At 65.1% G+C, this 25,487-nt stretch carries 22 protein-coding genes and 1 pseudogene; 6 read left to right on the top strand and 17 right to left on the bottom strand.

Translation table 11 applies throughout. From position 1 onward, the window contains the following. Window positions 1–54 precede the first annotated feature (54 nt). Both ACVISU_RS27775 and pyk read left to right on the top strand, forming a co-directional pair. Entirely contained in the window at window positions 55–663 is a 609-nt protein-coding gene (locus tag ACVISU_RS27775; protein ID WP_050404478.1) for a DUF1036 domain-containing protein, read from the top strand. Beyond that, the gene (gene pyk, locus ACVISU_RS27770) at window positions 660–2,096 is read left to right on the top strand and encodes a pyruvate kinase (protein ID WP_050404477.1); all 1,437 of its coding nucleotides are present in this window, start codon (window positions 660–662) and stop codon (window positions 2,094–2,096) included. The genes ACVISU_RS27775 and pyk overlap by 4 nt, the downstream gene beginning before the upstream one ends. A gap of 34 nt (window positions 2,097–2,130) precedes the next feature. On the opposite strand, the gene ACVISU_RS27765 is transcribed toward pyk, so the two are convergent. Further along, entirely contained in the window at window positions 2,131–2,559 is a 429-nt protein-coding gene (locus ACVISU_RS27765) for an OsmC family protein (protein WP_456708983.1), read from the bottom strand. A 71-nt stretch (window positions 2,560–2,630) separates the two neighbouring features. After that, window positions 2,631–3,305, bottom strand: a complete 675-nt coding sequence (locus ACVISU_RS27760) for a TetR/AcrR family transcriptional regulator (protein WP_021078615.1) — start codon at window positions 3,303–3,305, stop codon at window positions 2,631–2,633. Between the two features lie 437 nt (window positions 3,306–3,742). On the opposite strand from ACVISU_RS27760, the gene ACVISU_RS27755 reads away from it, so the two are divergent. Next, window positions 3,743–5,242 carry a hypothetical protein gene (locus tag ACVISU_RS27755; protein WP_456708982.1) on the top strand — a complete coding sequence of 500 codons (1,500 nt, stop codon included), beginning with the start codon at window positions 3,743–3,745 and terminating at the stop codon, window positions 5,240–5,242. Window positions 5,243–5,407: 165 nt separating this feature from the next. Here ACVISU_RS27755 and ACVISU_RS27750 read toward each other — a convergent pair whose 3' ends face one another. The 14 genes and pseudogenes from ACVISU_RS27750 to ACVISU_RS27685 all read right to left on the bottom strand — a co-directional run bounded on the left by ACVISU_RS27750 (window position 5,408) and on the right by ACVISU_RS27685 (window position 21,279). Then, window positions 5,408–6,607: an ABC transporter substrate-binding protein gene (locus ACVISU_RS27750; RefSeq protein ID WP_050404475.1), complete on the bottom strand. Its 1,200-nt coding sequence runs from the start codon at window positions 6,605–6,607 to the stop codon at window positions 5,408–5,410. A 119-nt stretch (window positions 6,608–6,726) separates the two neighbouring features. Further along, a complete protein-coding gene (locus tag ACVISU_RS27745; RefSeq protein WP_456708981.1) occupies window positions 6,727–7,143 on the bottom strand; it encodes a DUF3052 domain-containing protein in 417 nt (138 codons plus the stop codon). A gap of 11 nt (window positions 7,144–7,154) precedes the next feature. After that, window positions 7,155–9,077 carry an ATP-dependent zinc metalloprotease FtsH gene (gene ftsH / locus ACVISU_RS27740; RefSeq protein ID WP_050404474.1) on the bottom strand — a complete coding sequence of 641 codons (1,923 nt, stop codon included), beginning with the start codon at window positions 9,075–9,077 and terminating at the stop codon, window positions 7,155–7,157. 259 nt (window positions 9,078–9,336) lie between these two features. Further along, window positions 9,337–10,371 (bottom strand): tRNA lysidine(34) synthetase TilS, encoded by a 1,035-nt coding sequence (tilS, locus tag ACVISU_RS27735; protein ID WP_456708980.1) that lies wholly within the window; start codon window positions 10,369–10,371, stop codon window positions 9,337–9,339. 51 nt (window positions 10,372–10,422) lie between these two features. Next, window positions 10,423–11,445 (bottom strand): tol-pal system protein YbgF, encoded by a 1,023-nt coding sequence (gene ybgF / locus ACVISU_RS27730; RefSeq protein ID WP_050404472.1) that lies wholly within the window; start codon window positions 11,443–11,445, stop codon window positions 10,423–10,425. Window positions 11,446–11,693: 248 nt separating this feature from the next. Further along, entirely contained in the window at window positions 11,694–12,176 is a 483-nt protein-coding gene (pal, locus tag ACVISU_RS27725) for a peptidoglycan-associated lipoprotein Pal (RefSeq protein ID WP_050404471.1), read from the bottom strand. A 305-nt stretch (window positions 12,177–12,481) separates the two neighbouring features. Then, window positions 12,482–13,213, bottom strand: a complete 732-nt coding sequence (locus ACVISU_RS27720; protein ID WP_050404470.1) for an N-acyl amino acid synthase FeeM domain-containing protein — start codon at window positions 13,211–13,213, stop codon at window positions 12,482–12,484. Between the two features lie 171 nt (window positions 13,214–13,384). Continuing rightward, complete coding sequence (locus ACVISU_RS27715; RefSeq protein ID WP_050404469.1) at window positions 13,385–15,715, bottom strand: putative bifunctional diguanylate cyclase/phosphodiesterase; 2,331 nt, start codon at window positions 15,713–15,715, stop codon at window positions 13,385–13,387. A 188-nt stretch (window positions 15,716–15,903) separates the two neighbouring features. Beyond that, entirely contained in the window at window positions 15,904–17,229 is a 1,326-nt protein-coding gene (gene tolB, locus ACVISU_RS27710) for a Tol-Pal system beta propeller repeat protein TolB (protein WP_050404484.1), read from the bottom strand. Between the two features lie 72 nt (window positions 17,230–17,301). After that, window positions 17,302–18,234 (bottom strand): cell envelope integrity protein TolA, encoded by a 933-nt coding sequence (locus tag ACVISU_RS27705; RefSeq protein WP_456708979.1) that lies wholly within the window; start codon window positions 18,232–18,234, stop codon window positions 17,302–17,304. A 30-nt stretch (window positions 18,235–18,264) separates the two neighbouring features. Next, window positions 18,265–18,732 carry a biopolymer transporter ExbD gene (locus tag ACVISU_RS27700; RefSeq protein ID WP_016846953.1) on the bottom strand — a complete coding sequence of 156 codons (468 nt, stop codon included), beginning with the start codon at window positions 18,730–18,732 and terminating at the stop codon, window positions 18,265–18,267. 34 nt (window positions 18,733–18,766) lie between these two features. Next, entirely contained in the window at window positions 18,767–19,480 is a 714-nt protein-coding gene (gene tolQ / locus ACVISU_RS27695) for a protein TolQ (protein ID WP_016846954.1), read from the bottom strand. Window positions 19,481–20,086: 606 nt separating this feature from the next. Next, window positions 20,087–20,475 (bottom strand): annotated as a pseudogene (gene crcB, locus ACVISU_RS27690) (fluoride efflux transporter CrcB). A gap of 204 nt (window positions 20,476–20,679) precedes the next feature. Further along, a complete protein-coding gene (locus ACVISU_RS27685) occupies window positions 20,680–21,279 on the bottom strand; it encodes a superoxide dismutase (RefSeq protein WP_456708978.1) in 600 nt (199 codons plus the stop codon). A 139-nt stretch (window positions 21,280–21,418) separates the two neighbouring features. Between ACVISU_RS27685 and ACVISU_RS27680 the strand changes: the two genes are divergently transcribed. The 3 genes from ACVISU_RS27680 to ACVISU_RS27670 all read left to right on the top strand — a co-directional run bounded on the left by ACVISU_RS27680 (window position 21,419) and on the right by ACVISU_RS27670 (window position 24,128). Then, window positions 21,419–21,949 carry a GNAT family N-acetyltransferase gene (locus tag ACVISU_RS27680; protein ID WP_456708977.1) on the top strand — a complete coding sequence of 177 codons (531 nt, stop codon included), beginning with the start codon at window positions 21,419–21,421 and terminating at the stop codon, window positions 21,947–21,949. A 200-nt stretch (window positions 21,950–22,149) separates the two neighbouring features. Beyond that, entirely contained in the window at window positions 22,150–23,535 is a 1,386-nt protein-coding gene (locus tag ACVISU_RS27675) for an MATE family efflux transporter (protein ID WP_456708976.1), read from the top strand. 149 nt (window positions 23,536–23,684) lie between these two features. Then, window positions 23,685–24,128 (top strand): DUF2147 domain-containing protein, encoded by a 444-nt coding sequence (locus ACVISU_RS27670; RefSeq protein WP_456708975.1) that lies wholly within the window; start codon window positions 23,685–23,687, stop codon window positions 24,126–24,128. Between the two features lie 71 nt (window positions 24,129–24,199). Here ACVISU_RS27670 and ACVISU_RS27665 read toward each other — a convergent pair whose 3' ends face one another. Then, on the bottom strand, window positions 24,200–25,348 hold the full coding sequence (locus ACVISU_RS27665; RefSeq protein WP_050404463.1) for a DUF3095 domain-containing protein: 1,149 nt from the start codon (window positions 25,346–25,348) through the stop codon (window positions 24,200–24,202). Window positions 25,349–25,487 lie beyond the last annotated feature (139 nt).

Genomic DNA, 25,487 nt, shown 5'->3' with positions numbered 1-25,487 from the left:
GACAGTGCCGGCCGGGCACGCGAAATCGACAATGATTTGATATAGCTTCGCCGCATGAGCCCAACAGATTCTCTCGCCCCTGCTCCCCGCACCATCCGCCTGATCCTGGCCGGCATCCTGCCGGTGCTGGCGCTGGTCGCGGTGTGCCTGTGGACGAGCCCGGCGGCCGCCGATTTCCGGCTCTGCAACAACACCTCGAGCAGGGTCGGGATCGCGCTCGGCTACAAGGATGCCGAGGGCTGGACCACGGAGGGCTGGTGGAATGTGTCCTCGCGGACCTGCGAGACCCTGCTGCGCGGCAATCTTGTGGCGCGCTACTACTACATCTACGCTCTCGACTACGATCGCGGCGGCGAATGGTCCGGCCAGGCCTTCATGTGCTCGCGCGACAAGGAATTCACCATCAAGGGCACCGAGAATTGCCTGGCGCGGGGCTTTGACCGCACCGGCTTCTTCGAAGTCGACACCGGCGAGCAGCGTGCATGGACCGTCCAGCTGACCGAAGCCAACGAACAACAGCCGCAGAAAGTCCCGGGAATGCCGGGCGGCGTGGCCCCGGGAAGCCCCGGGGCGATGCCGGGCCTGCCCAACCCGCCGCCGGGCGCAGCGCCTCCGGGCGCGTCTGGTCTGCCGCCAGCCGCACCACCCGGAAACAAACAATGAGACGCCTGCGCCGAATCAAGATCCTCGCAACACTCGGCCCGGCCTCCTCAGACAGCGCCATGATCCGCAAGCTGTTCGAGGCGGGCGCCGACGTATTCCGCATCAACATGAGCCATACCCCGCATGACAAGATGCGGGAGCTGGTCAAGACCATCCGCAATGTCGAATCGAGCTACGGCCGGCCGATCGGCATCCTGGTCGACCTGCAAGGGCCGAAGCTGCGGCTGGGTTCATTCGCGGAAGGCTCGACCCAGCTCAAGAACGGCCAGAGCTTCACGCTGGATTCCGACAAGACGCCGGGCGACAACAGCCGCGTCCAGCTTCCGCATCCGGAAATCCTCGCTGCGCTGCGGCCCGGCCATGCGCTGTTGCTCGACGACGGCAAGGTGCGGCTGATTGCCGAGGAAACCTCGCCCGACCGCGCAGTCACGCGCGTCGTGATCGGCGGCAAGATGTCGGACCGCAAGGGCGTCAGCCTGCCCGACACCGACCTGCCGGTCTCCGCGATGACCCCTAAGGACCGCGCCGATCTCGAAGCCGCGCTGCCGGAGGGTATAGACTGGGTGGCGCTGTCCTTCGTGCAGCGCGCCGAGGACGTGATCGAGGCCAAGAAGATGATCCGCGGCCGCGCCGCCGTGATGGCCAAGATCGAGAAGCCGCAGGCGATCGATCGCCTCGCCGACATCATCGAGGCGGCGGACGCGCTGATGGTGGCGCGCGGCGATCTCGGCGTCGAGTTGCCGCTGGAGCGGGTGCCGAGCCTGCAGAAGCAGATGATCCGGATGGCGCGCCGCGCCGGCAGGCCGGTGGTGGTCGCAACCCAGATGCTGGAATCAATGATCCAGGCGCCGGTGCCGACGCGCGCCGAAGTCTCCGACGTCGCCACCGCCGTCTACGAGGGCGCCGACGCGATCATGCTGTCGGCGGAATCCGCCGCCGGCAAATTCCCGGTGGAAGCGGTCTCGACCATGAACCGGATCGGCGAGGAAGTGGAGCGCGACCCGACCTATCGCAGTGTGATCAACGCCCAGCGTGTCGATCCCGAGGCGACGGTGGGCGACGCCATCGCCGACGCAGCGCGGCAAATCGCCGAGACGCTCGATCTGTCGGCGATCATCTGCTGGACCTCGTCGGGCTCGACCGCGATCCGCGTGGCGCGCGAGCGGCCGAAGGTGCCGGTGGTCGCGATCACGCCGAACCTCGTCACCGGGCGCAAGCTGTCGGTGGTGTGGGGCGTTCATTGCGTGGTCGCCGAGGACGCCCACGATCTCGACGACATGGTCGACCGCGCCGGATCGATTGGATTCCGCGACGGCTTTGCCAAGGCCGGCCAGCGCGTCATCATCGTTGCCGGCGTGCCGCTCCGCGCGCCCGGCACCACCAATATGCTGCGCATCGCGTCGGTCGGACCGAACGGCGACGCGCAGCTGTAATTCGCCACGCCGGGCCACGCTGTGCTGCAGACCGTCAGCCCTGCAGCGACGCGTCGAGCGTGATCCTGGAGTTGAGCAGCTTCGACACCGGGCATCCGGCCTTGGCCTTGCCCGCCAATTCCTGGAATGTCGCGTTATCCGCGCCCGGAATCTTCGCCGACAGCGTCAGATGCACGGCGGTGATGGCGAAGCCGTCGGCGACCTTCTCCAGGGTCACGTCGGCCTTGGTCTCCATGTGCTCGGCCGTGAGCTTGGCTTCGCCCAGGATCAACGACAGCGCCATCGTGAAGCAGGCGGCATGCGCTGCGCCGATCAGCTCTTCGGGGTTCGAGCCGGGCTTGCCCTCGAAGCGGCTGGCGAAGCCATAAGGGTAATCCGAGAGCGCGCCGCTCTTGGTCGAGATCGCGCCCTTGCCGTCCTTGATGCCGCCCTGCCATTTGGCCGAGCCATGGGTCGTCGTCATGCGTTGCTCCATGAGGTTGGTTGAACCCAGCCCGCAAAGCTACAACGCCAATGCGACAGAAGTGTTCGACCTCAGGCGCCGACCAGTGCCTTCGCCGGGGTCGTCGCCTGCACCACGAGACCACGGGCACGCGCATCCATCACGCCGACCGCGCGCAGCGCGAGCAATGTCACGGTCTGCACCGCGTCGCGCAGCTTGATCGGATCGTCGAGATTGGACGGCGCCAGCGGGCCGACCAGCGCTTCATGCAGCGCGCCCAGCAAGGCGGTGGCGGCCAGCGCCGTATCCTGCGCCGGCAGATGTCCGGCGCGCACGGCGGCGTCGATGCGCATGGCAAGCTCGCCGGAAATATCGCGGCGGCTGGCGAGGCGCGAGGCGGTGACGTCGACATCGACCGGCTCGGCCAGGATGCCCCAGGCGAGCTTGCGCTGCGACAATACATGGACCGCGATCGTCGTCACCGCGGCGGCGAGCGCGGATGACGGGCCGGGCGCGGCATCTGCCGCACGCCGGATCGCCGACAGTTCGTCGCGCGAGACCTCGGTGATCAATTCCGAGATCAGCTCGGCCTTCGACGGGAAATAGCGATACACAGTGCCTGCCGCGACATTGGCCCGCACCGCGACGGGTGCTATCTGGACCGCGGCCATGCCGCCCGCCGCCGCCGCGTCCCGCGCAGCCGACAGGATGGCGCTGCGCCGGGCAGCGAGCCGTTTCACGACCTGATGAGTTCGCCGGTAGACCATGGCATTCCGTCCCCCACCGTGTGCCCTGGCCGGCGCCCACCGGCAGAACACACGCGTCTTCAATGTTTTGAACGATTGATCCCGCAATCGTCTGAAGAAGTGAACAACTATTCAGACTGAATGACAAGCTGGAATTGTAAGGATTTTGCGACATCCGCATGCCGCCTCCGATTGGACTGGCCGCCGGTCCGCCCCGCGGATGCTCTGGGCCGCCCGGATTCAGCGACAGATCGGCAGCTGCTAACGGCGCTCGGGTTCGGGTGAGGTTTGCGATGGTAAATCGCAAGCTAAGATGATCGCTCGAAATCGAGAATCCCGTCTCGCGTTGACCCGCGACATCGCGGTCGCATTTACCCGAATTTATCGGAAGCCGTGGTCGAGTGCCCGACGTCACGCGTGGCGTTGCCTAGATGTCACCGGCCGAACCAAGAAAGCTCATGTCACTCTCCATCACCAGCAGCGTGAGTAGCCGTAGCGCGGTGCGAGGGCTGCTGCCGCTGTGCGCCGCCGTGGGCGCCTATCTGTTCTATCTCTCCGCCGGTGAGATCCTGCTGCGCGATTCCGACACCGAGTGGCAGATCAAGGTCGGACAGTGGATCCTCGAACACGGCGCGATGCCGACATCAGACCTGCTCTCGTTCACCCGTTTCGGCGAGCCCTGGATTTCGAGTTCGTGGCTGTCGCAGGTGGCGTACGCCCTGGTGTACGGCGGCGATTGGGCCGGGCCGGTGATCCTGACCTCGATCGCGATCGGCGCGACGGTCGCGATCTTCCTGCATCTGTTGAGCCCGTATTTCGATCCGGCGCGTACACTCCTGATCGCGGCGCTGGCGATGCTGCTGTCGACGATCCACTTCCTCGCGCGGCCGCATGTGCTGGCGCTGCCGGTGCTGCTGGCGTTCATCGGCGGCCTGATGGCAGCCGCAGATCGCCGCGCCTCACCGTCTTGGTGGCTGCTGCCGCTGATGGTGCTGTGGGCCAACCTGCATGGCGGCTTCGTGCTCGGCCTGGCGCTGATCGGACCGATTGGCCTTGAGGCGGTGTGGAGCGCAGAACCCGGCCGCCGCCGGGGGCTCATCGTGCGATGGGGACTATTCGGCGTTGCTGCGCTGGCCGCGAGCTGCGTGACGCCCTATGGCTGGAACAGCCTGCTGGGTGCGACCAAGATCCTCAGCCTCGGCAAGCTGCTGACGCTGATTGGCGAATGGCTGCCCGCGGATTTCAGCAAGCCCAGCTTCTTCGAGGCCACGCTGCTCGGCCTGATCGGCATCATTTGTTACCGCGGGCTGACCCTGTCGGTGCCGCGGATCCTGCTGCTGCTCGGGCTGATCTGGATGGCGCTGAGCCATGTCCGCAACATCGAGGTGTTCGCGTTCATCGCACCGCTGGTGCTCGCCAAACCGATCGCCGAACAATGGGGAATGGCAGGCGCCCCCGCCGCCCGCTTCGAGGAAGGACGCTCAGTACCCGTCGTCACGACCGTTGCTGCTATCGCAATGGTGATCGGAGCCTGGGTGACGACGACGACGTTCGTCGCGCAGCACGAGTTCAAATTTCTGCCGGCGGTCTCGCCCGTTGCCGCGGTCGACGTCCTCCAGCAACACAGGGCGCAGCGTGTGTTCAGCACCGCACCGTTCGGCGGCTACATGGTGCTGCGCGACATGAAGGTGTTCATCGACGGTCGTGCCGAGCTCTATGGCGAGCAATTCGTGCTCGACTATTACGCCGCGCTCGATGCCCGCGACGTCGGCCAGCTGCTGAACCTGCTCGACAAATACCGGATCGACGCCACGCTGCTAAGCTCGGACTCGCCCGCCGGCAACGCGCTGGACCACCTCAAGGGCTGGAAGCGGCTCTACAAGGACGACATCGCCGTCATCCATGTGCGATCGGACGAGACGGCCAACGCGGTGCCGGCGGCAGAGAGCACGCAGTAGCCCGCGCTACTGCACGCCCCGAATCGCAGCGCCGCCTATCCCCGTCATCATGAGGCGCGAGCGCAACGGCCACCGACCGGGCCGCGCATCCTTCGAGACGCGTTACGCGCTCCCTCGGGATGACGGGGATAACGCAAGGTACTGGCTCAGGTGCGCTCACCCAGCCTAGTTTCCCGTCTGGAGCTCGCCGAAGCGATCCCAGCTCTTGCCGTTGAAGCGCATCAGCTGCATCTGGTCGACCGGCACATGGTCGGCCGGCGAGGTGTTGACCTTGATGCCCGGCAGCAGCATCGGCAATTCCAGCTCCTTGATCGCGAACGCCTGCCGCAGGATGTTCTCGGTCGAGAGATCGTCGCCGCAAGCCCTCAGCACGGCTTCCAGCGCCATCGCGCTGTTGTAGGCGTTGACGTAGTTGGTGTCGTGCTGATCGCCTTCGGGCAGGTATCGGGTCATGAAGTCGCGCCAGCCCTTCATGCCCGGATCGTCCTTCCACGCCGGATCGTCCGGATCCTTCACATACGCCGTCGAGATGATGCCGGTGCCGGCCTCGACGCCGGCCGGCTGCATCACGGTCGAAATCCACACCGCGGTGTTGGAGAGGAACGTCATCGGCCGCCAGCCGATCTCATAGGCCTTGCGGATCGACTGCGCCGCGAATTTCGGCGTCGCCGCGATCACGAAGACGTCGGCATTGGTCGCTTTCAGCTTGACGATCTGCGAGTCGATGGTCGGGTCCGTGATCTCGTAGGTCGCAACGGTGACGACGGAGTCATATTTCTCGCCGAGCACGTCCTTCAGGCCCGCGAGATAGTCGCGGCCGTAGTCGTCGTTCTGCGAGATGACCGCGAACCGCGCGTTCGGATTCTTCGCCAGCGCATAGCGCGCGTAGAGCCGCGCCTCGTAGCGGAACGGCGCCTGCACGCCCATCGTCGCCTGCGGGAATTGCGCGATGTCGCCGAACTTCGAGGCGCCGGAGGCGAGGAACAGCTGCGGAATGTTCTTGCTCTGGAGGTACTTTGCGATCGCCGTGTTGTGCGCGGTGCCGATCGAGGAGAAGATCAGCGCAACCTCGTCGCTCTCGACGAGGCGGCGCGTCTGCTCCACCGTCTTCGGCGGCGCATAGGAATCGTCCAGCGAGATGAAGTTGATCCTGCGGCCGTTGATGCCGCCGCGCTCGTTCAGCATCCTGAAATAGCCGGCCTCGCCCTTGCCGAGCGCGCCGAACGCCGACACCGGCCCGCTGTAGGGCATGGTCTGGCCGATCCTGATTTCGGTTGACGTGACGCCGCGCATCTCGGCGGTGATTGAAGCGTTGGGCAGCAGCAGGAATGAAATGGCGCCAAGCGCGCCGAATGCCTTGCGCATCGGCCTTCCCTCCTCTCGTTCTTGCCGCGTCTCGGACAGCGCGACCGTGCCGTTTGTCGGCTTGCCTCCAGGATGCCACGGCGCCCGAACGGAGGCCAAGCCTATTCGCCGCGGCGATCTCAGCGCTTGCCGCGCTGCTTGACCGGGATCACGAACTTTAGTCCCGACCACACCGCATCGACGGCGCAGACCTTGACGTCGACCAGGCCGGCCGCGTGCCCGGCCGCGCGCACGACCCTGTCGTCAAGATCGGTCGCGACGCCCGAGCTCTTCTTCTTCGGCCACGACACCCAGATCATGCCGTCGGGCGCGATCGCCTCCCGGTAACGCTCAAGCTTGCCGGCGAGCCCCCTGGCCTCGGCGGCGAACAGATGCACGGCATCGAGCGGCGCCCGCGCTGTCTTTTCGATCCGCAGGTCGGCCGGCAGTTCGCCGACGATGTCGTGATAGGGGGCAGACAACCCGTCGACAAAAATACAAAAGCCCGGCTTGAGGCCGAGCTTTTGCACAACTGACTTGCCGGGGCTGCCGGCCATCGCGGCGAGGCTTACGCCTGCGGCTGCGGCTCGAGGCCAGTGTCCGGATCGGGACGCGGGCGCGACTTGCCGGCCGGCGGCACCGCGGAGGCGCGCGGCGTCGACGGTTCCAGCACCGACTCGCGGTTGGGCTTCTTGCCCTTGAGCAGGTCGATGATCTCGTCGCCGGTCAGCGTCTCGAACTCGAGCAGGCCCTTGGCCAGGGCTTCGAGGTCGGCGTGCTTCTCGGTCAGGATGCGTGTCGCTTCCTTGTAACCTTCCTCGACCAGACGCTTGATCTCGGAGTCGATCTTCTGGACCGTCGCCTCGGACGCATTCTGGGTGCGCGAGACCGACATGCCCAGGAACACCTCGTCCTGGTTTTCGCCATAGGACACGGTACCGAGCTCTTCCGACAGGCCCCAACGCGTCACCATCATGCGGGCCAGGCGGGTCGCCTGCTCGATGTCGGAGGCGGCGCCCGAGGTCACCTTCTCGCGGCCGAAGATCAGCTCCTCCGCGACACGTCCACCCATCATGATGGCGAGGCGCGAGGTCATCTGCTCGAGCGACATCGACAGCTTGTCGCGTTCCGGCAACTGCATCACCATGCCCAGCGCCCGGCCGCGCGGAATGATGGTCGCCTTGTGGATCGGATCGGTCGCGACGACGTTGAGGCCGACGATGGCGTGGCCGCCCTCGTGATAGGCCGTCAGCAACTTCTCTTCCTCGGTCATGACGAGCGACTTGCGCTCGGCGCCCATCATCACCTTGTCCTTGGCCTCTTCGAACTCGGCCTGTGTCACCATCCGCTTGTTACGGCGGGCGGCGGTCAGCGCGGCCTCGTTGACGAGGTTCATCAGGTCGGCGCCGGAGAAGCCCGGGGTGCCGCGCGCGATGGTCTTGAGGTTGATATCCGGCGCCAGCGGCACCTTGCGGACGTGAACCTTGAGGATCTGCTCGCGGCCGACGACGTCCGGATTGGGCACCACGACCTGACGGTCGAAGCGGCCCGGACGCAGCAGCGCGGGATCGAGCACGTCGGGACGGTTGGTCGCCGCGATCAGGATCACGCCCTCATTGGCTTCGAAGCCGTCCATCTCGACCAGCAGTTGGTTCAGCGTCTGCTCGCGCTCGTCATTGCCGCCGCCGAGGCCGGCGCCGCGATGACGGCCGACCGCGTCGATTTCGTCGATGAAGATGATGCAGGGCGCGTTTTTCTTGGCCTGCTCGAACATGTCGCGGACGCGGCTCGCGCCGACGCCGACGAACATTTCGACGAAGTCAGAACCGGAGATGGTGAAGAACGGCACGTTGGCTTCGCCCGCCACCGCGCGCGCGATCAGCGTCTTGCCGGTACCAGGAGGGCCGACCAGCAGCACGCCGCGCGGAATGCGTCCGCCGAGCCGCTGGAACTTGCCGGGGTCGCGGAGGAATTCGACGATCTCCTGCAGATCCTGCTTGGCCTCGTCGACACCCGCGACGTCCTCGAAGGTGACGCGGCCGTGCGCCTCGGTCAGCATCTTGGCGCGCGACTTGCCAAAGCCCATCGCCTTGCCGGCGCCGCCCTGCATCTGCCGCGACAGGAAGATCCAGACGCCGATCAGCGCGATGAACGGCAGCCACGAGACGAGCAGCGAGACGAACCACGGCACGTTGTCGCCCGGCGCCTTCGCGGTGATCTGCACCTTGGCGTCATAGAGGCGCTTCACGAGCGTCGGATCGCTCGGCGCGTAGGTCTGGAAGCTGGTGCCGTTGTTGAAGGTGCCGTGAATCTCGGGCCCCTGAATGACGACGTCGCGGACATGGCCCTGATCGACCTCGGTGAGAAGCTGCGAGAACGAGATGTCCGAGGACGACGAGCGTTGACCAGGATTCTGGAAAAGCGTGAACAACGCCAGCAACAGCAGGACAATGATGACCCAGAGGGCGAAATTCCGCAGATTGGCGTTCATGGTCTTCCTTCGTGGTCGCGCGGATCGCGGCCTCTCTCTAATCCTTGGGCAGGCTCTGTGGGAATCCCCAGGGAATCCATCCCGTCGATGCCCTACAATCTAGGTGCCGCTGGGGTCGATGCCAAGGGAACCACGCACGACTATTTACCGCATCCTAGCCCGATTCCCGGTCAAAAAATGACGCAGAATCCGGTGTTTTTCCGGGGTGGTTAAGCCTCCTTGCCGGATTATGACAACGCTTGAAACAATCGAACCGGGCTCACCGGGAACGAGCCCGGCGAGGCGGCGCCGGACTGATCCTGATGCGGCCGGAAGCGACGCTGATGACCGCTCCGGCAAGCGTCTGTTTCAGCTTGGATTCGCGCTTTCCCAAGGACTGATTGACGGCCTCATCGACCGCGGCGAGCAGGGTTTCGACCTTGCCGAGTTCGGCCGGCCCCTCATGTCCGGTGCGATCGATGGCGCGCTTGAGCAGACGGAGGCGGATCTCGTCCGGCATCACCGCGAACTGCGCCGCGTCGAAGCCCGCATCGAGGTTATCCTCGCTTTTCAACGCAAGGTAGCGCTCGGCGCCGTCGACCAGCACCTCCAGTGCGGCGTTTGCGCGCGCGATCCGCGCGGCAAGCCGTGCCAGGTTCCGCGCGTCGCCGCCCTCCTCCGCCAGCATCGGCATCAGCGCGCGCAGCCGCGGCCGCGTGAAGGAGGGATCGCGGTTGGTCGGATCATCGGCAAAGCCGATGCGCGCCTTCTTCAGCGTCGCGATCAACTGCGCCTTCGAGATATCGAGCAACGGTCGCGTCAGCATGACGCCGTCGCGCTCGGTCTCGCGCGCCATCGCCGAGAGGCCCGCGATGCCGCTGCCCCGCAGCATCCGCATCAACAGCGTCTCGGCCTGGTCGTCACGGGTATGCGCGGTCAGGATATGCGTCGCGCCGTACTTGCGCGCGGCTTGCGTGAGCAGGCGATAGCGCGCCTCACGCGCGGCTGCCGGCACGCCAGTACTCGGCTTGGGCCCGCTCCAGCGCAACGTGTGATGCGGCAGGTCGAGGCTTCGCGCCAGCCGCTTGACGTCGCGCGCCTCGCGCGCTGCTTCAGCACGCAGGCCGTGATCAACGGTGACCGCCACCAGCCGCGGTCCCCGCGCGAGCGCGCGGCGCCAGCGCGCGGCCAGCCACATCAGCGCGACTGAATCGGGACCGCCCGACACCGCGAGCACGATCGCCGGCGCACGCGCCAGGCCTGCGAACAGGCGCTGGGCGTGGCTTGCCGGGATGGCGGATTGGTCGTCGGGCATCACAGAACCAGCAGGTCGCGGAAGGGCCGGAAGCGGCCTCCCCTTGCTGGTTTAGCACTTCACGCGCTTCTGCTCGCGGTCAACCGCAGCTTTGACCCCGCCGGACGCGCGCGGGTACTTCCGCGTGACCTCGCCGAAGGCGGCGCAAGCGGCTTCCTTTTCCTTCAGCGCCGCCAGCGACTGGCCGAGCCGCAGCAGCGCGTCGGGCGCTTTCGCGGACTTGTCGAACTTGGTGGTCACACCGAGGAAGGTTTCCGCAGCGTCGCGGTATTGCTGGCGCTGGAAATAGCTTTCGCCGAGCCAGTATTGCGAATCCGCCACCAAAGGATCGCTCGGATATTTGGTGGCAAAGTTCTTCATCGTCTCTTCGGCGAGCGCATAGTCCTTGCGCTGCATGTAGCCGATGCCGAGGTCGAACTCGTCCTTCGGCGTCGCCGACGGCGGCAATGTGGTCAGGGCCGCGCTCGCGCCGGGCGGCCGCTGCGGACTGGTGTTGCCGAGTTCGAGCGGCTCGCCCGCCCCGCGTCCGCCCGGAGCGCCGACCTGCGCATCACTTGGCATCGGCATCTGACCGCCGCCGAGTGCGCGCGGCACGCCCGGAGCGTTCGGGTTCTGGTTCGGATCGAAGGCATCGCCGCGACCGCGGCGGCCGGGCGCTGCAGCCGGCGCCGGCTCCTGCACGATCGGAGCGGGCGTCGCGATCTGCTGCTGGTCATAGCCGCCTTGCGGCTGCCGGCCGTAACCTTGCTGCGGCTGGCCGTAGCCTGGCTGTGCCTGTGGGTAGGCCTGCGGCTGCTGCGCCGGTGGCACCGCCGCGACATTGGGCTGACCGGCCGGAGCCTGTCCGGGAGCGCCGGGCGGCTGGCCGCCGAGCTGGCGCAGCCGCTCCTCGAGCTGGCGGTTGCGGTACTGCAGTTCCTCGTTTTGGCCGGTCAGTTGCCGCAGCTGGTTCTCCAGCCGCTCGATCCGCATCTCGGCATCGGAATCGTCGGATTGGGCAAACGCTGGTGCGGAAACGGCGAACAGCGCCGCGATCGCCGCGGCGGAGGAAAGAAAATGAAGCCTGGATGACATTTTGCCCTGACGACGAGATCGGCGTGAAAAGCGAGCGACATTGAAGGACGGAGTACGCCGGAATTGTGACTTGCCGTTCAAATCCGGGACAGCGTCGCGGATACCGGTTTAGTACGGACCGTGGAACAAGCAAGCGGCCAATTGTATGCGGCTTCGTTCATCCTGATGAAGCCGGGTCGGGCATTCATGCGGCCAAAACAAAACCGGCGCCCGAAGGCGCCGGCTTGGAAAACCCGTCCAGGATCGCGTCAGGAGCTGGCGTTCAGCACGGTGACGGCGCGGCGGTTCTGCGACCAGCAGGAAATGTCGTTACAGACCGCGACCGGACGCTCCTTGCCGTAGGAGATGGTGCGCATGCGGCTTGGGTCGATGCCGCGCGAAGCGAGATACGAGCGGACCGACTGGGCACGGCGTGCACCGAGCGCGATGTTGTATTCGCGCGTGCCGCGCTCGTCGGCATGACCTTCGATCGTGAAGGAATAGCGGTTGTAGGTCTGCAGCCACTGCGCCTGCTTGTCGAGGGTCGCGGTCGCCTGCGGGCTGAGATCGGTCTGATCGCTCTCAAAGAACACGCGGTCGCCGACATTGACCACGAAATCCTGCTGACTGCCCGGGGTCGCGGCGCCCCCGATCGCGCCGTTGGCGTCCAACGGGTTCTTGTTGGCGCAGGCGCCCATCGACAGCGCCACGGCCAGAACCGCAACCAGCTTCATACCCTGGAGATAATTCATTCCCGGAGCCTCCACGCTCACGCTCTTCGTACTACCCAATCGGTCTACAGGGCGATGGTTAAGCGAACGTTCCGTCAACCTTGACGAGACCTTGCTGGAGCCCATCAAATGCCAGGCAATGCCGGAAAGCGCCCCCGATGGTTAATGGGTGGCAAATGTGGCGCGATGGTGAAGGAAAGCCAAGGTTCGCTGGAACCAAATCGCAATAGGCAATTTTGTCACCGTCCGCGACCGGCGACAGAAAGTTGCACGCTTGGAACGCGGTACCCGGTGGCCCTAGTGAACGGCAGCCGGCGGATTCCCGGTCAGGAATGCGGCACGATCGAATGGCGCTCGAATCGATCGATCGTCGGCTGCTGGTGCACGTGGTTTTCGCGCTCGAACAGCATGCGGCGCTCGAACGCCGATGAGCGCATCATCGGGTAGCGATTGAACACCTTGTCGCGCATGGTCGGGAAATCCGCCGCCATCAGGCCGACCGGCTTGAGCAGGCCTGGGAACAGGCGCGGCTCGGCGATGGTCTCGTGGAAGAAGACGCGGCGGTAGAATGCCTGGTGCTCGGGGCGGACGATCGCCAGCCCCAGATCGGCGCCGAAATACTCGCAAGCCATGTAGGCGAGGCGGACAGTAACATAGGGCAGCTCAGGCGCGCGCCGGGCCCGATCGGGATCCGCAACGAATCGCGCGGGATCAATGATGATCTCGTTACGATCGAGCTTGGGATGCAGGATTTCGCCGAACGCCTCCGCGGAACAAGACTCGCGCCACTCGTTCGTCAGCACGCTGATGCGAACCGAACTGCTGAGCTCGCCGTCGATATAGACGCCGAAGGTCCAGGAGTTCTCCAGATCATCATATTGATCCGTGACCCGCTGCTCGGCCGATTCCTTCACGGCACCTTCGCGCAGATAGGCGCGATAACGCAGATTGTAGATCTCTTCCTTTTCGGCGGGCGTTTTGGCGAGGCGGTAATCAACCTGGTCGAGCAGCTCGGGGCCCCGCGAAAAAGCGCGGGGCGCAACGACGGGGGACCTCATGAACTACTCCGGACTTTCACGACAACTTTTGCGAGCTGGCTAAAACCTTAACAGCTTCTTAATTTTCGTCAAAGCAATCGAGACAATACAGTTAACCTTTGACCGCGAGCGGAACTCAGGATAGTGCCGCCACAGGCTTTCACAACCATCGATTGAAGTAATTGAGCTAGATCAAGCAATCGAGCGCGAGGGAACCACGTGCAGCTGCTCGTCGGCGCGCCTGCCGTGCGAGGCGTTGAGCAGCTGGCGGATGCGCACCGCGGGAACCGGCCGGCTGAACAGGTATCCCTGTGCTTCGGTCACCGCGCCGTCGGCGCTGATCAGTTCGAGCTGCTCGTTGGTCTCGATCCCCTCGACCACCACAGACATGCCTAGGTCCGCCGACAGCCGCGCCACGCCGCGCAACAGGGTCAGCGGGCGATCGCTGTCGATGCCTTCGAGGAAGGAGCGGTCGATCTTGACCTTCTGCAGCGGGAAATTGTGCAGATAGCTGAGCGACGAATAGCCGGTGCCGAAATCATCCAGCGAGATCCGCACGCCCAGCGAGCGCAATTGCGACAGCACGTCGTGGGTCAGCTCGGTGTTGTGCAGCAGGGAGGATTCGGTGATCTCGATCTCGAGGCGGTGCGCCGGCAGACCGGAGACCTCGAGCGCATAGCGGACCTCGCTCAGCACGTCGCGTTGATGGAACTGCTGCGGCGAGAAATTGACCGCGACGCTGACCGCCTCCGGCCACTTCATGCATTCCATGCAGGCCTTGCGCAGGATCCAGCGGCCGAGATCGACGATCAGGCCCATATCCTCGGCCACCGGAATGATGTCGACGGGTGAGACCGTGCCGCGCGCCGGATGGTTCCAGCGCAACAGCGCCTCGCACGTCGAGACCTTGCCGGACTTCAGGTTGATCAGCGGCTGGTAGAACAGCTCGAATTCCTCGTTGGCGAGCGCCTTGCGCAGATCGAGCTCGAGGATCCGCCGGGCCTCGACAGTCTGGGCCATCTCGTCGCGGAAGAAGCAGAAGGTGCCGCGGCCGTCGGCCTTGGCACGGTAGAGGGCCATATCGGCGTTCTTCAGCAGCGTGTCGGCGCCGACGCCGGGCGCGGTCATCGCGATGCCGACGCTGGCGCCGATCTCGACAAGGTGGTTGTCGATCTTGTAGCGCTCGCTGAGGCGGTCGACGATGCGCCGCGCCAGGGCGGCGGCGTCCTCATGCGAGTGGATGTTCTGCTGGAACACGACGAACTCGTCGCCGCCGAACCGGGCCACGAAATCCTCCGGACGCAGCATCTCGCGCAGCCGTTCGGCGACCGCGCAAAGCAGCTGGTCGCCGCAGGGATGGCCGAGCGTATCGTTGACCTGCTTGAACTGGTCGAGATCGACGAACAGCAATGCGGAGCGATGGTCGCGGTGCTGCATGGCGAGCAACCGGCCGATCTCGTCGCGGAAATTGACGCGGTTGGGCAGCGCGGTCAGTTCGTCGTAGCGCGCGAGATGGCTGATCCTGGCCTCAGCGTCCTTGCGCTCGGTGATATCCTCGACCAGCATGACCGTGCCGCCGCCTGGCATCGGCTGGAACGTCCAGTCCAGCGAACGGTTCTGGGCCGGATCGGGGTCGCTGGTGACGATGTCGCCGCGCTGGGAGCTCTCGATCTCGCAGAGAATTTGTTGCGCCGCCGCGGTCGAGATCGCGCCGGACAGAACGCAGGCATTGCAGATGTCGGTGGCGCTGGCGCCGCGCTGCACGAAATCGTCCGATAGCTGCATCATCTCGATGAAGCGGTGGTTCATCACCGCGAGGCGTCCGTCGTCGCGGAACATGCACAAGCCGTGCGGCATGTTGTTGAGCGCGGTATCGAACTGATGCGCCAGCGCCGCCTCGCGGAAGCTGGCGGTCAGCGCCTTGACGAAGATCGCATGCAGGCTGAGGTTGATGCCCTTCAGGCCGAGGAAGAACAGCACCAGCAGGATCGAAAGGCCGATGTAGTAGAAGTCGCCATGCAGCGCCAGGGCGAGCGACATCGGCCCGCAGGCGACCAGCACGTGGAGCTGCAGGAGCCGCGGCCGTCCGTAGTTGCGGGCCGCGCCGCCCGCCGTGTAGCCGACCGTCACCGCGACGCAGAGCATGTGCGCGATCGCATCGTCGCTGCCGAGTATGGTGACAAAGCACCAGGCGCCCAGCACCATGGCGTACACGATCGCACCGATCGAATAGCGCGGCGCCCAGACCCTGGCTTCCTCGTAGGTCAGCCCGCCACCCTGCCCCTCATCGTATTTGCGCATCCAGACCGCACGGGCGGTTCCGATGGCAATGATCAGGAAGGCGAACGGCCACAGCAGCACATTGCCGGTCTTGAGCGCGGTCATCACGGCGGCGGCGGCCGTGGCGACGCTGCCGAGGAACATCGCCCAGAAATTCTGGCGCATCGAATCCACGAGTGCAGCGTAGAGCACTGGCTCCAGCTCGTCCTGGCTGCCTCGTCGTTTCTGATCCACCAACTGCATCTGCAGACGTACGCGTCCCTTTCCGGCTGCGTAGTTCTAACCGTCGCAGGTGAAGTCTTTCTGAGGGAACATCGTTAGCGAGTCGTTGCCGCGGCTAATTGATAGCCGAAATTCGGCATAAGTTTCAGTGCGCTAGGTAAGAAGTGCCGACCCCCTACGGGGTTCCCCGGAGGAGCTCTGCGCGAGCCTCACGACAACAGCGGCGACCAAGCGGGATCCGAGGCAAAACCCGGGGTCGGCACCCGCAGCTCGTTGCGCCCGGAGACGTCGATGGTGAACAGCGACGGGCCGCTGTTGCCGCCGGGATCGCGGAAGAACATCACGACACGCCCGTTCGGCGCAAAGGTCGGGCCTTCATTGTGGAAGCCCGAGGTCAATATGCGCTCGCCGGAGCCGTCCGGCTTCATGATGCCGATCGCAAACTGCCCGCCGCCCTGCTTGGTGAAGGCGATGTAGTCGCCGCGCGGCGACCAGACCGGCGTCGAATAGGTGCCGTCGCCGAACGAGATGCGCTGGGCCGCGCCGCCGGTTGCCGGCATCACGTAGATCTGCGGCTTGCCGCCGCGGTCGGATTCGAAGCACAGCCGCGTGCCGTCGGGCGCATAGGACGGCGAGGTATCGATCGCCGGCGTGTCGGTCAGCCGGGTCATCGACTTCGAGCGCAGGTCCATCACGAACAGGTTGGAGTTGCCGCCCTGCTGCAGGCTCATGATGACGCGCTGGCCGTCGGGCGAGAAGCGCGGCGAGAACGACATGCCCGGGAAATTGCCGACGATCTCGCGCTGGCCGGTCTCGATGTTGAGCAGATAGACGCGCGGGTCGCCCTGCCCGAATTCCATATAGGTGATTTCCTGGGTCGACGGCGAGAAGCGCGGCGTCAGCACGAGATCCGAGCCGCGGGTCAGATAGCGCACATTGGCGCCGTCCTGGTCCATCAGCGCGAGGCGCTTGACGCGGCGATCCGCCGAGCCGCTCTCGTCGACGAACACGACGCGGGTGTCGAAATAGCCCTTCTCGCCGGTCAGCCGCTCGTAGATCTGGTCGGAGATGATGTGCGCGATGCGCCGCCAGTATTCGGCGGAGGTGTCGTACTGCTGGCCGGCGAGCTGCTGGCCGGTGTTGACGTCCCAGAGCCGGAACTCCGCCTTCACGCGGCCGTTGCCCTGGCGCGTCATCCGGCCGGTCACCAGCGCCTGCGCATTGATGCTCTTCCAGTTGTTGAAGTTCGGCGCCGCGTCGATGTTGATCTGCTTCTCGAGATAGGCGGCCTGATCGATCGGCGCGAACAATCCGCTGCGCTTGAGATTGTTGGTGATCACCTGCGTGACGCCGACGCCGACCTCGGTGTCGCCGGGCGTGCCGGCGGCAAAATTCGGGATCGCGATCGGCAGCGGCGCGAAGTCGCCTTCGGGAACGATGATGCGTTTCTGGGCGAAGGCGCTGCGGCTTCCGGCGAGCGCGCCAAGCGCGGCCATGCCGGAGATCATCTGTCGGCGATTGAGGCGAAAGGTCATTGCATGCAAATCATTCTGGTCGGTCATTGTCGGTAAACTTTGTTTGCTATTGGCCAAGCGATGCGGCCGTCCTCAGGTCTTTCGCTCTGTGAACACCGGTGCAAAATACTTCCATTCGTCGAAGAAAGCCGCCGGCAAATTGTACGGCTGGCATTCGATGATCGCGCGCAGCGCGCTCTCTTGATACACCCGCAGATACGGCGTCGACGGCGTGCCTTCCGGCACCGGCATGCCCTCGAGCGAGCCGTCGCGCTTCAGCTTGATCGAGAACACGGCCTCGGTCTGCTGCGCCTCGATGCCGCCATAGGGTTTCTTCCAGCAGCGCTCGACCTGCTGCTTGAACATCGCCCCCCAGGTCGCGGAGTTGTCGGCGGCCTTGCCCTTGGCCGTGCCGAGCGCGGCGTTGGCGTTGAGCGCATCGCCGGTCGCCGCAGCGCGAGTCGGATCACGCTTGTCGAGCAGCGCTGCGATCTTGCTCTGGTCGAACACGCGATCCTTCGGCTTCTGCTCGGGCGGCGGCTTGGCGGCCTGTGCGACAGGCTTCGGGGGCGGCTTCTTCTCTTCCTTCTTGATCGCTTCGGCGATCGGATCGGGCTTCACCGGATCGGGCTTCTTCTCGACCGGCTTCGGCTCTTCCTTCGGCTTGTTCTCGACCTTCTTCGGCGGATCCGGCTTCTTGTCCTCCGGCTTCTCCACCTTCGGCGCCGGCTGCGGCGCGGTGTCGGTCACGACAGGCGGCTTCTTCTCCTCAACCTTGCCGACGGTGTCGTCGACCGGCTTGGCTTCGGCGACCTTGTCGACCAGCGGCTTGGGATTTTCCTTCTTGCCGTCCTTCTGACCGGCCATGACATGGGAGAGCTGGTCGGGCGAGATCACATCGACGGCGACCGACTCCTCTTCGGGCATCACGTAAGCCCTGGTCGAAAACGAGACGAGGCCCCACCCGATCACGAGGACGTGCAGGACAATCGATGCCGCCAGAGTCTTGTCGACCTTGACCTTCAAATCAGGCTTCCCCGTGCCTTGGCATGGTGGCTATCCGCCTTCCGGGATGATGACGATATTCGCCTTGAATCCCGCGGCCCGGACCTCCCCGAGCAATTTCATCATATCCGTGTAACAAACGTCCTTGTCGCCACGCAGATAGACCACCTTTTCGGCATCCGACCGGGCATCTCCGATCGCCTTGATCTTGGCCGGAAAATCGGCGGCCGTGACCGGCGCGTCGCCGAGATAGAGCTCGACATTCGAGTTGCAGCCGCCGCCGGTGCGCTTGACCGACAGCGTCAGCGGCGGCTGGTTCGACGAGATCGACTTGCCGCCGCTCGCAACCGGCAGGTCGATGTCGATGTTCGACGTCATCAACGGCGCCGCGACCATGAAGATGATCAGGAGCACCAGCATCACGTCGACCATCGGCGTGACGTTGATCTCGGCCATGACCGGCTTACGCCCGCCGCGGCGGCGTCTGCCACCACCGGACCCTGCCATGCTCATCGCCATGATCGTGCGCTCACAAGGGTGACCACCATAAATCTCAGCCCCGCTCGTCGATCTGACGCGACAGGATGGCGGAGAACTCGTCGGCGAACCCCTCCAGGCGCGCGGCCTGCCGGTTCACCTCCGAGGTGAACTTATTGTAGAAAATAGTCGCCGGAATTGCGGCAATCAGGCCGATTGCGGTCGCAAACAGCGCTTCCGCGATACCGGGCGCCACCACCGCCAAAGAGGTGTTTTTCGAGGCCGCGATCGACTGGAAGCTCGACATGATGCCCCAGACGGTGCCGAACAGGCCGACAAAGGGGCCGGCCGAGCCGACGGTCGCCAGCACCAGCAGCCGGCGTTCCAGCCGCTCCACCTCCCGGGCGATCGAGACGTTCATGACCTTCTCGATTCGAGCCTGCAGGCCGGCAAACGACCGCGACTGGCTCTCGAAGGAGCGCTTCCACTCCCGCATCGCGGCCACGAAACAGGCCGCCATCGACTGGGTCGGCTTGGCCGAAAGCGCCCGGTAGAGCTCCTCGATCGACTGGCCGGACCAGAACGCCTGCTCGAATTTGTCCATCGCCCGTTTGGTGCGGGCGTAGAGCAGGATCTTGTCGATCGCGATCGCCCAGACCCACACCGAGCAGGACAGAAGTCCCAGCATCACGCATTTGACGACCCAATGGGCCTGCCAAAACAACGCGATGAGCGACACGTCGCTCGATGCCAGTGGCAGAGTTGACTGCGCCACGTCGGCGGGATTCATCGGCAATATCCTCTCAACGCAAGTGTCCCAATCAGGCGGGCCGCCAATCGGCGCCGGTTCGACGGCCGCGCGCCCGGCGCGGCAAAAAACTGCGCGAGAGCCTCTTACATCTGTCGCATGGGGGGCCCGTCCGAAGCCGGGCCCTGCTTCCCCTGCCAACATGTCAAAACGAGGGCTTTTCACGCGGCATTCCGACCCTAACCAAACGCTAATCATGGTTAAGGCGAGGTTACCAAAGGGAAATTTGGAGGCGGGAAGCGCCGCCGGCGGAGCCGGTTGGCGGGTTCCCGAAATGAACGGATTACAGCGTTGCGGGCTTTGCGTCGTCGGGCAACTCGCGCGTGAGGGACACATCGGCGGCAGGGCTCCCCTCCCCTCTTGCGGGGGAGGGCTGGGGAGAGGGGTGCCACACGATGCGGCCCCTCCGCATAGGTTAGACGACAAGCAAACAAAGTTGCGAGAGCGGTGCACTCTTCGATCAACCCGCCCGGGGCCCCCTCTCCCCGCCCTCTCCCGCAAGGGGAGAGGGAGCCTGAGAGGCGTGCTCACCTCACGGTCACTCCTGGCGCATTACCCTGCTCGACCGGAATGACGACGAAGAGCACGTCAGGTCAGATGCCTGACGATCGCAAGCCCGGCGAACAGACCCGCGATCGACAGTGCCACCGAGCCGGCGACATACAACGCGGCAAGCCCAAGCTCGCCGCGCTCATAGAGCAGCGCGCGGTGTCGAGCGAGAAGGCGGAGAAAGTGGTGTAGCCGCCGAGGATGCCGGTCATCAGGAACAGCCGCCAGGGCTGCGAGGCCTCGCCCTTGAAGGCGAGATAGCCGGCGATCAGGCCCATCACGGTCGAGCCCGTGATGTTGATGATGAAGGTGCCGTAAGGAAACGCGGTGCCGATGCAGCGCGCGCAGGTGACGTTGATCAGATGGCGCAGCGTCGCTCCGAGACCGCCGCCGAAGAAGACGATGAGATAGCTTGCGAGTTGCCCCATTCGGAACGTTGTGCCGCAACGTTACGGTCGTCGCAAGGAAACAAAAAGGGCAGCAGCCGTGGCTGCCGCCCTCGAAAACTCTCTCAACGTCATTCCGGGGCAGCCCGCAGGGCTGAGCCCGGAATCCATTTATCCACCGAACGTGCGGCTCGATAGATTCCGGGCTCGACGCTGCGCGTCGCCCCGGAATGACAGCGCTTACGCCTAGCCGGCCTTGCCGAACAGCTCGTCGACGTAATCCCAGTTGACGAGGCTGTCGACGAACGCCTTCAGATAGTCCGGACGGCGGTTGCGGTAGTCGATGTAGTAGGAGTGCTCCCAGACGTCGACGCCGAGGATCGGCACCGCGCCGTGGACCAGCGGGTTCTCGCCGTTCGGGGTCTTGGCGATCTCGAGCTTGCCGCCCTTGACCTGCAGCCAGGCCCAGCCGGAGCCGAACTGGCCGACGCCGGCGGCGGCGAAGTCGGTCTTGAACTTCTCGAAGCCGCCGAGATCCTCGTTGATCTTCTTCTCCAGCCGGCCGGGCAGCTTGCTGCCACCGCCATTCGGCTTCATCCACTTCCAGAAGTGGATGTGGTTGTAGTGCTGACCGGCATTGTTGAAGACGGCCGCGTTCTTGCCGAACGAGGTCTTCACGATCTCCTCGAGGGACTTGCCTTCGAATTCGGTCCCCTTGATCGCGTTGTTGCCGTTCGTGACGTAGGCCTGGTGATGCTTGTTGTGGTGAAACTCCAGCGTTTCCTTGGACATGTAGGGCGCAAGGGCGTCGTGGGCATAGGGCAGATCGGGTAGCGTGAAGGTCATGGGGTAATGTCCAACAGAGGGTGGGAGACTACACTTAACGGGTCCCCCTTATAGAAGGTTCCACGGCGGAGAAACACCGCATTTTCGGATCGTGTATGACAGATCGGCGCAGCCGAAGACCAGACCAGGACCCAGCGCGATGACCATCGAAATCGACATTCTCAACGGAGATGCGTCGTGGCGACGCGCCGAGCCGCTGCTCCGAGCGGTCTGGAGCCCGGATGTCATGGAAAAGAAGGCATGGTCGGACATCAAATGGGCTCACGCCGATTTGCGCGTGCTGCTCGACGCGCCCGACGACAGCGGGCTCGCCTGCCACGTCGGTATCTTTTTCCGGACGATCATCTGGAATGGCCACAAGGTGCACGTCGGCGGCATCGGCGGGGTCTCGACGCGCGCGGACTGCCGGCGGCGCGGCTATGCGTCGCTCGCGTTAGATGCCGCCGTGCACACCATTCGTGCCAATGACGCGGTGAAATTTGCAATCCTATTCTGCGAACCGCACAATTTCGCATTCTACCAGGCGCGCGGCTGGCATCCCTTCACCGGCGAAGTGCATTGCGAACAGCCTTCCGGACAGATCCGCTTCGAGGCGATGGCGCCGCTCGTCAACGACATCGTCCGCGCGCCGCGCCAGGGCAAGATCGACCTATGCGGCCTGCCGTGGTGACCCCTGCGCGGGCGCGGGTGGCGAGGACCGGCTGGGACTCGTAACATGTCAATCATCATTTATTGATCCCGGGCCGATTATTTTGGCATCGATGTCCAGCCGCATCGGCAGTGCGCCCCCTCTCCCGCTTGCAAGCGGGAGGGGCGAAGCGGACTCGCGGATAAACTGACCAACCGTAAACGCATTTGAGCCGCTGACGCATGACCATCGATGCCTCGATCGACGACATCAGCCCCGCCGCGGCCACGCCTGCGGTCCCGGTCGATCATCTGTTGACGGCGCCGATTCTGCCGACGCTGCTGCGGCTGGCGGTCCCCAACACCATCGCGATGTTCGGCTCGACCTTGGTCGCAGTCGCCGAGACCTCCTACATCGGCCGGCTCGGCACCGAGCCGCTGGCCGGCATCGCGCTGGTGTTTCCGTTCGCGATGCTGACGCAGATGATGTCGGCCGGTGCGATGGGCGGCGGCGTCTCGTCGGCGATCAGCCGCGCACTCGGCGCCGGCGATCGCGACCGGGCTGCCGACCTCGCGCTGCATGCGGCGATCATCGGAGGGTGCGCCGGGTTGTTCTTCACAGTGATGATGCTGGGCTTCGGCCGCAGCTTCTATGCGCTGCTCGGCGGACGCGGCGGCGTGCTCGAGCAGTCGATGCATTACTCGCAGGTGCTGTTCTCCGGCGCGATCTCGATCTGGCTGGTCAACACGCTCGCCTCCGTCGTGCGCGGCACTGGCGACATGCGCATTCCCTCGATGACGCTGATCAGCGTCTCGTTGACGCAGATCGCGGTCGGCGGCGTACTGGGACTTGGGCTGTTCGGCGTGCCGAGCCTCGGCATGCGCGGCGTTGCCGCTGGCCAGCTCACGGCGTTCACGTGCGGTGCGATCTTCCTCGCCTGGTATCTTGCCTCTGGTCGCAGCCGATTGAAGCTCGACTTCGCCGCATTCAGTTTCCAGCGCGCGATGTTCCTCGACATCCTCAAGGTGGGGGCGATCTCATGCCTGTCGCCGCTGCAGAGCGTGCTGACGATCCTGATCTTCACCAAGATCCTGGCCGGCTTCGGCACCGAGACGCTGGCCGGATACGGCATGGGCTCGCGGCTGGAATTTTTGCTGATCCCGATCGCCTTTGCGGTCGGCGTCGCCTCGGTGCCGATGGTCGGCATGGCAATCGGCGCCGGCCTCGTCGCGCGCGCCCGCAAGGTGGCGTGGACGGCCGGCACGGTGGCCGGGCTTGTCGTCGGGCTGGTCGGACTTGTGGTCGCACTGAAACCGACGCTGTGGATTGCGCTGTTCACCACCGATCCCGGCGTGACCGCCGCAGCCTCGTCCTATTTCGCGCTGGCCGGCCCGGGATTCGGCTTCTTCGGCGTCGGCGTCTGCCTGTATTTTTCCTCGCAGGGCGCAGCCAAGGTCGGCGGGCCGGTGCTGGCCGGGACCATCCGCCTGTTGCTGGTCGGCATCGGCGGCTGGTGGCTTGCGACCATGAGCGCCCCGGCGTGGACACTATTTGCCCTGGTCGGCGGCGCCATGGTGGCGTTCGGCCTCGCCACGATCATATCGATTCGGCTGACCCGCTGGGGATGACTACCGTGCGTGCCACGGCGCGTTGCCTGAGCATGACCAGCCAGGGAAGAAAGCAGCAAATTTTCCGGGTATCGCGCGCCTGATCGCGCGAATATGGCATTGCGGAAATCTTTCGACTTGTTATGCAGGCCAACCTCTGGGGAACAGCCATGGCCTGCAAATTCGGATTCGTGATTGCAATCATTGCGACGGCACTTGCCGTGCCTGCTGCGCATGCACAGAGTGCGCCTGAGCCTTTCGGCGTCTGGCAGACCCAGGCCGGCGATGCCCGCGTCAAGATCAGCAAATGCGGTGGCGGCATCTGCGGCGTAGTGGTGAGCCTGCGCGACCCGATCGATCCGATGACCGGCAAGCCGCAGGTCGACAACAAGAATCGCAATCCGTCGCTGGCCAACCGGCCGATCGTCGGGCTGCCGCTGTTCTCCGGCATGCAGCTGGTTGCCGCGGGCAAATGGTCGGGCCAGATCTACAATGCCGACGATGGCGGTACCTATGCGAGCAGCATCTCGGTCACCGGCGAGAGCACGCTGCGGGTCGAAGGCTGCGTCGGCGCGCTCTGCGGCGGCGAGACCTGGACGCGCATCGGGCGGTAAGCGCGAGGCGGGATTTTTCCTTCACCTCCCCCGCAAGCGGGAGAGAAGCAGAGTCCCGATGTTGCAACAAGTCACACCGCGCGCGTCTTCAGCACGTTGGCGGCGGAGGCGTAGCCGCCGCGGGCGCCGTCGATGAAGTGGACGTGGTCGGCGCGCATGACCGACGGCGTGAAACAGGTCATCATCGCGGCATCCTGCTCGTGCAAGCCATAGCGCACGATACCTTGCGCGGCTGCGGCGACCAGGCGCTGCTCGAGCTCGGCGGCGAGCTCCGGCGTGCAATCCAGGATCATGCGCAGGCCGTCGTCGAACTTGCGGAAGTCGGAATTCTCGACCAGCTGCCGCACATAGTTTTTCGGCACGAACTTGCCGACCGGAATATTGAACCGCATCAGCGTGTAGGCCCACAGCGTGAACGCGAGCACCGTGGCACGGCGTAGCGCGAGCGAGCCGCCGCGTCGCGCGCGCGCTTCGTACTCCATCCCCTGCGGCGGCCAACGCAGCGGCGGACCGTTTGCAGGCACCGGCCGTCCAGCCTCCGGGCTCTGCTCGACCAGGACGACAATATCCTCGATCACCTTGCGGAAGGCCAAGGGATCGGCGTTCTTCGCCGGCAACACGAGCACCGAGAGAATCACGCCGCGCGCCGATGGCATCACCTCGAAGCGGCAGGACAGGCCGGACAGATCGGGCTGCGTGCCCTCAGGCGCCGGATCGACCGCGAACTCGCCGCGCTTCATCGCCGCATCGGCGTAAGCCAGGCCGCCACCGGAGAACATCGCATAGGACAGATTGGGCGACGGGCCGAAGCGCGCGACGCGGACGTCGGCACCCGCGGCGCGGATCGCCGCGATCGGCACCAGCGCCACCCGGAGCACGAGGTCGAGGTCGTCGCGCACCCAGCGCGCGGTCGCCGCCAGCGCCTCGCGCGCGCGGTCGAGATCGGCAGGCGCGACCGCGAAGCTCGCGCCGTCGCCGCCGAACACGAAGGGGAATTCGCGGCCATCCAACGCATTTGTGACGGAGGCGACCACCGCGGCGCCGGCCATGTTGACCGCCTTGTAGCGCTGCGCCGCGATCGCCTTGGTGGACTCGACGATATCGGCGACGCCGACCGTCCAGTCGTCAGGCAGCGGCGCATACAGCGCCGGTTCCATCAGGCGCGCGAAGCCGCGAAACACCGGAATGCCGCCGTAGAAGATCTCGCTGCCGCCAGCCATCGCAACGCCGTGTTGTTTCTGCCTGTGCAAGACTCTCTAGCAGATGCGGCGCGCGTTGGGACGGGGTTTTGAAACTCTTGCCCGAATGGCGCCCGTCATCCTGAAGAGCCGCGAAGTGGCGTCTCAGGGTGACGGACAT

The sequence above is a fragment of the Bradyrhizobium sp. USDA 4452 genome, assembly GCF_054063575.1.
Note: the sequence above shows the minus strand (reverse complement) of the source record. Positions and strands in the feature narration are given on the sequence as shown.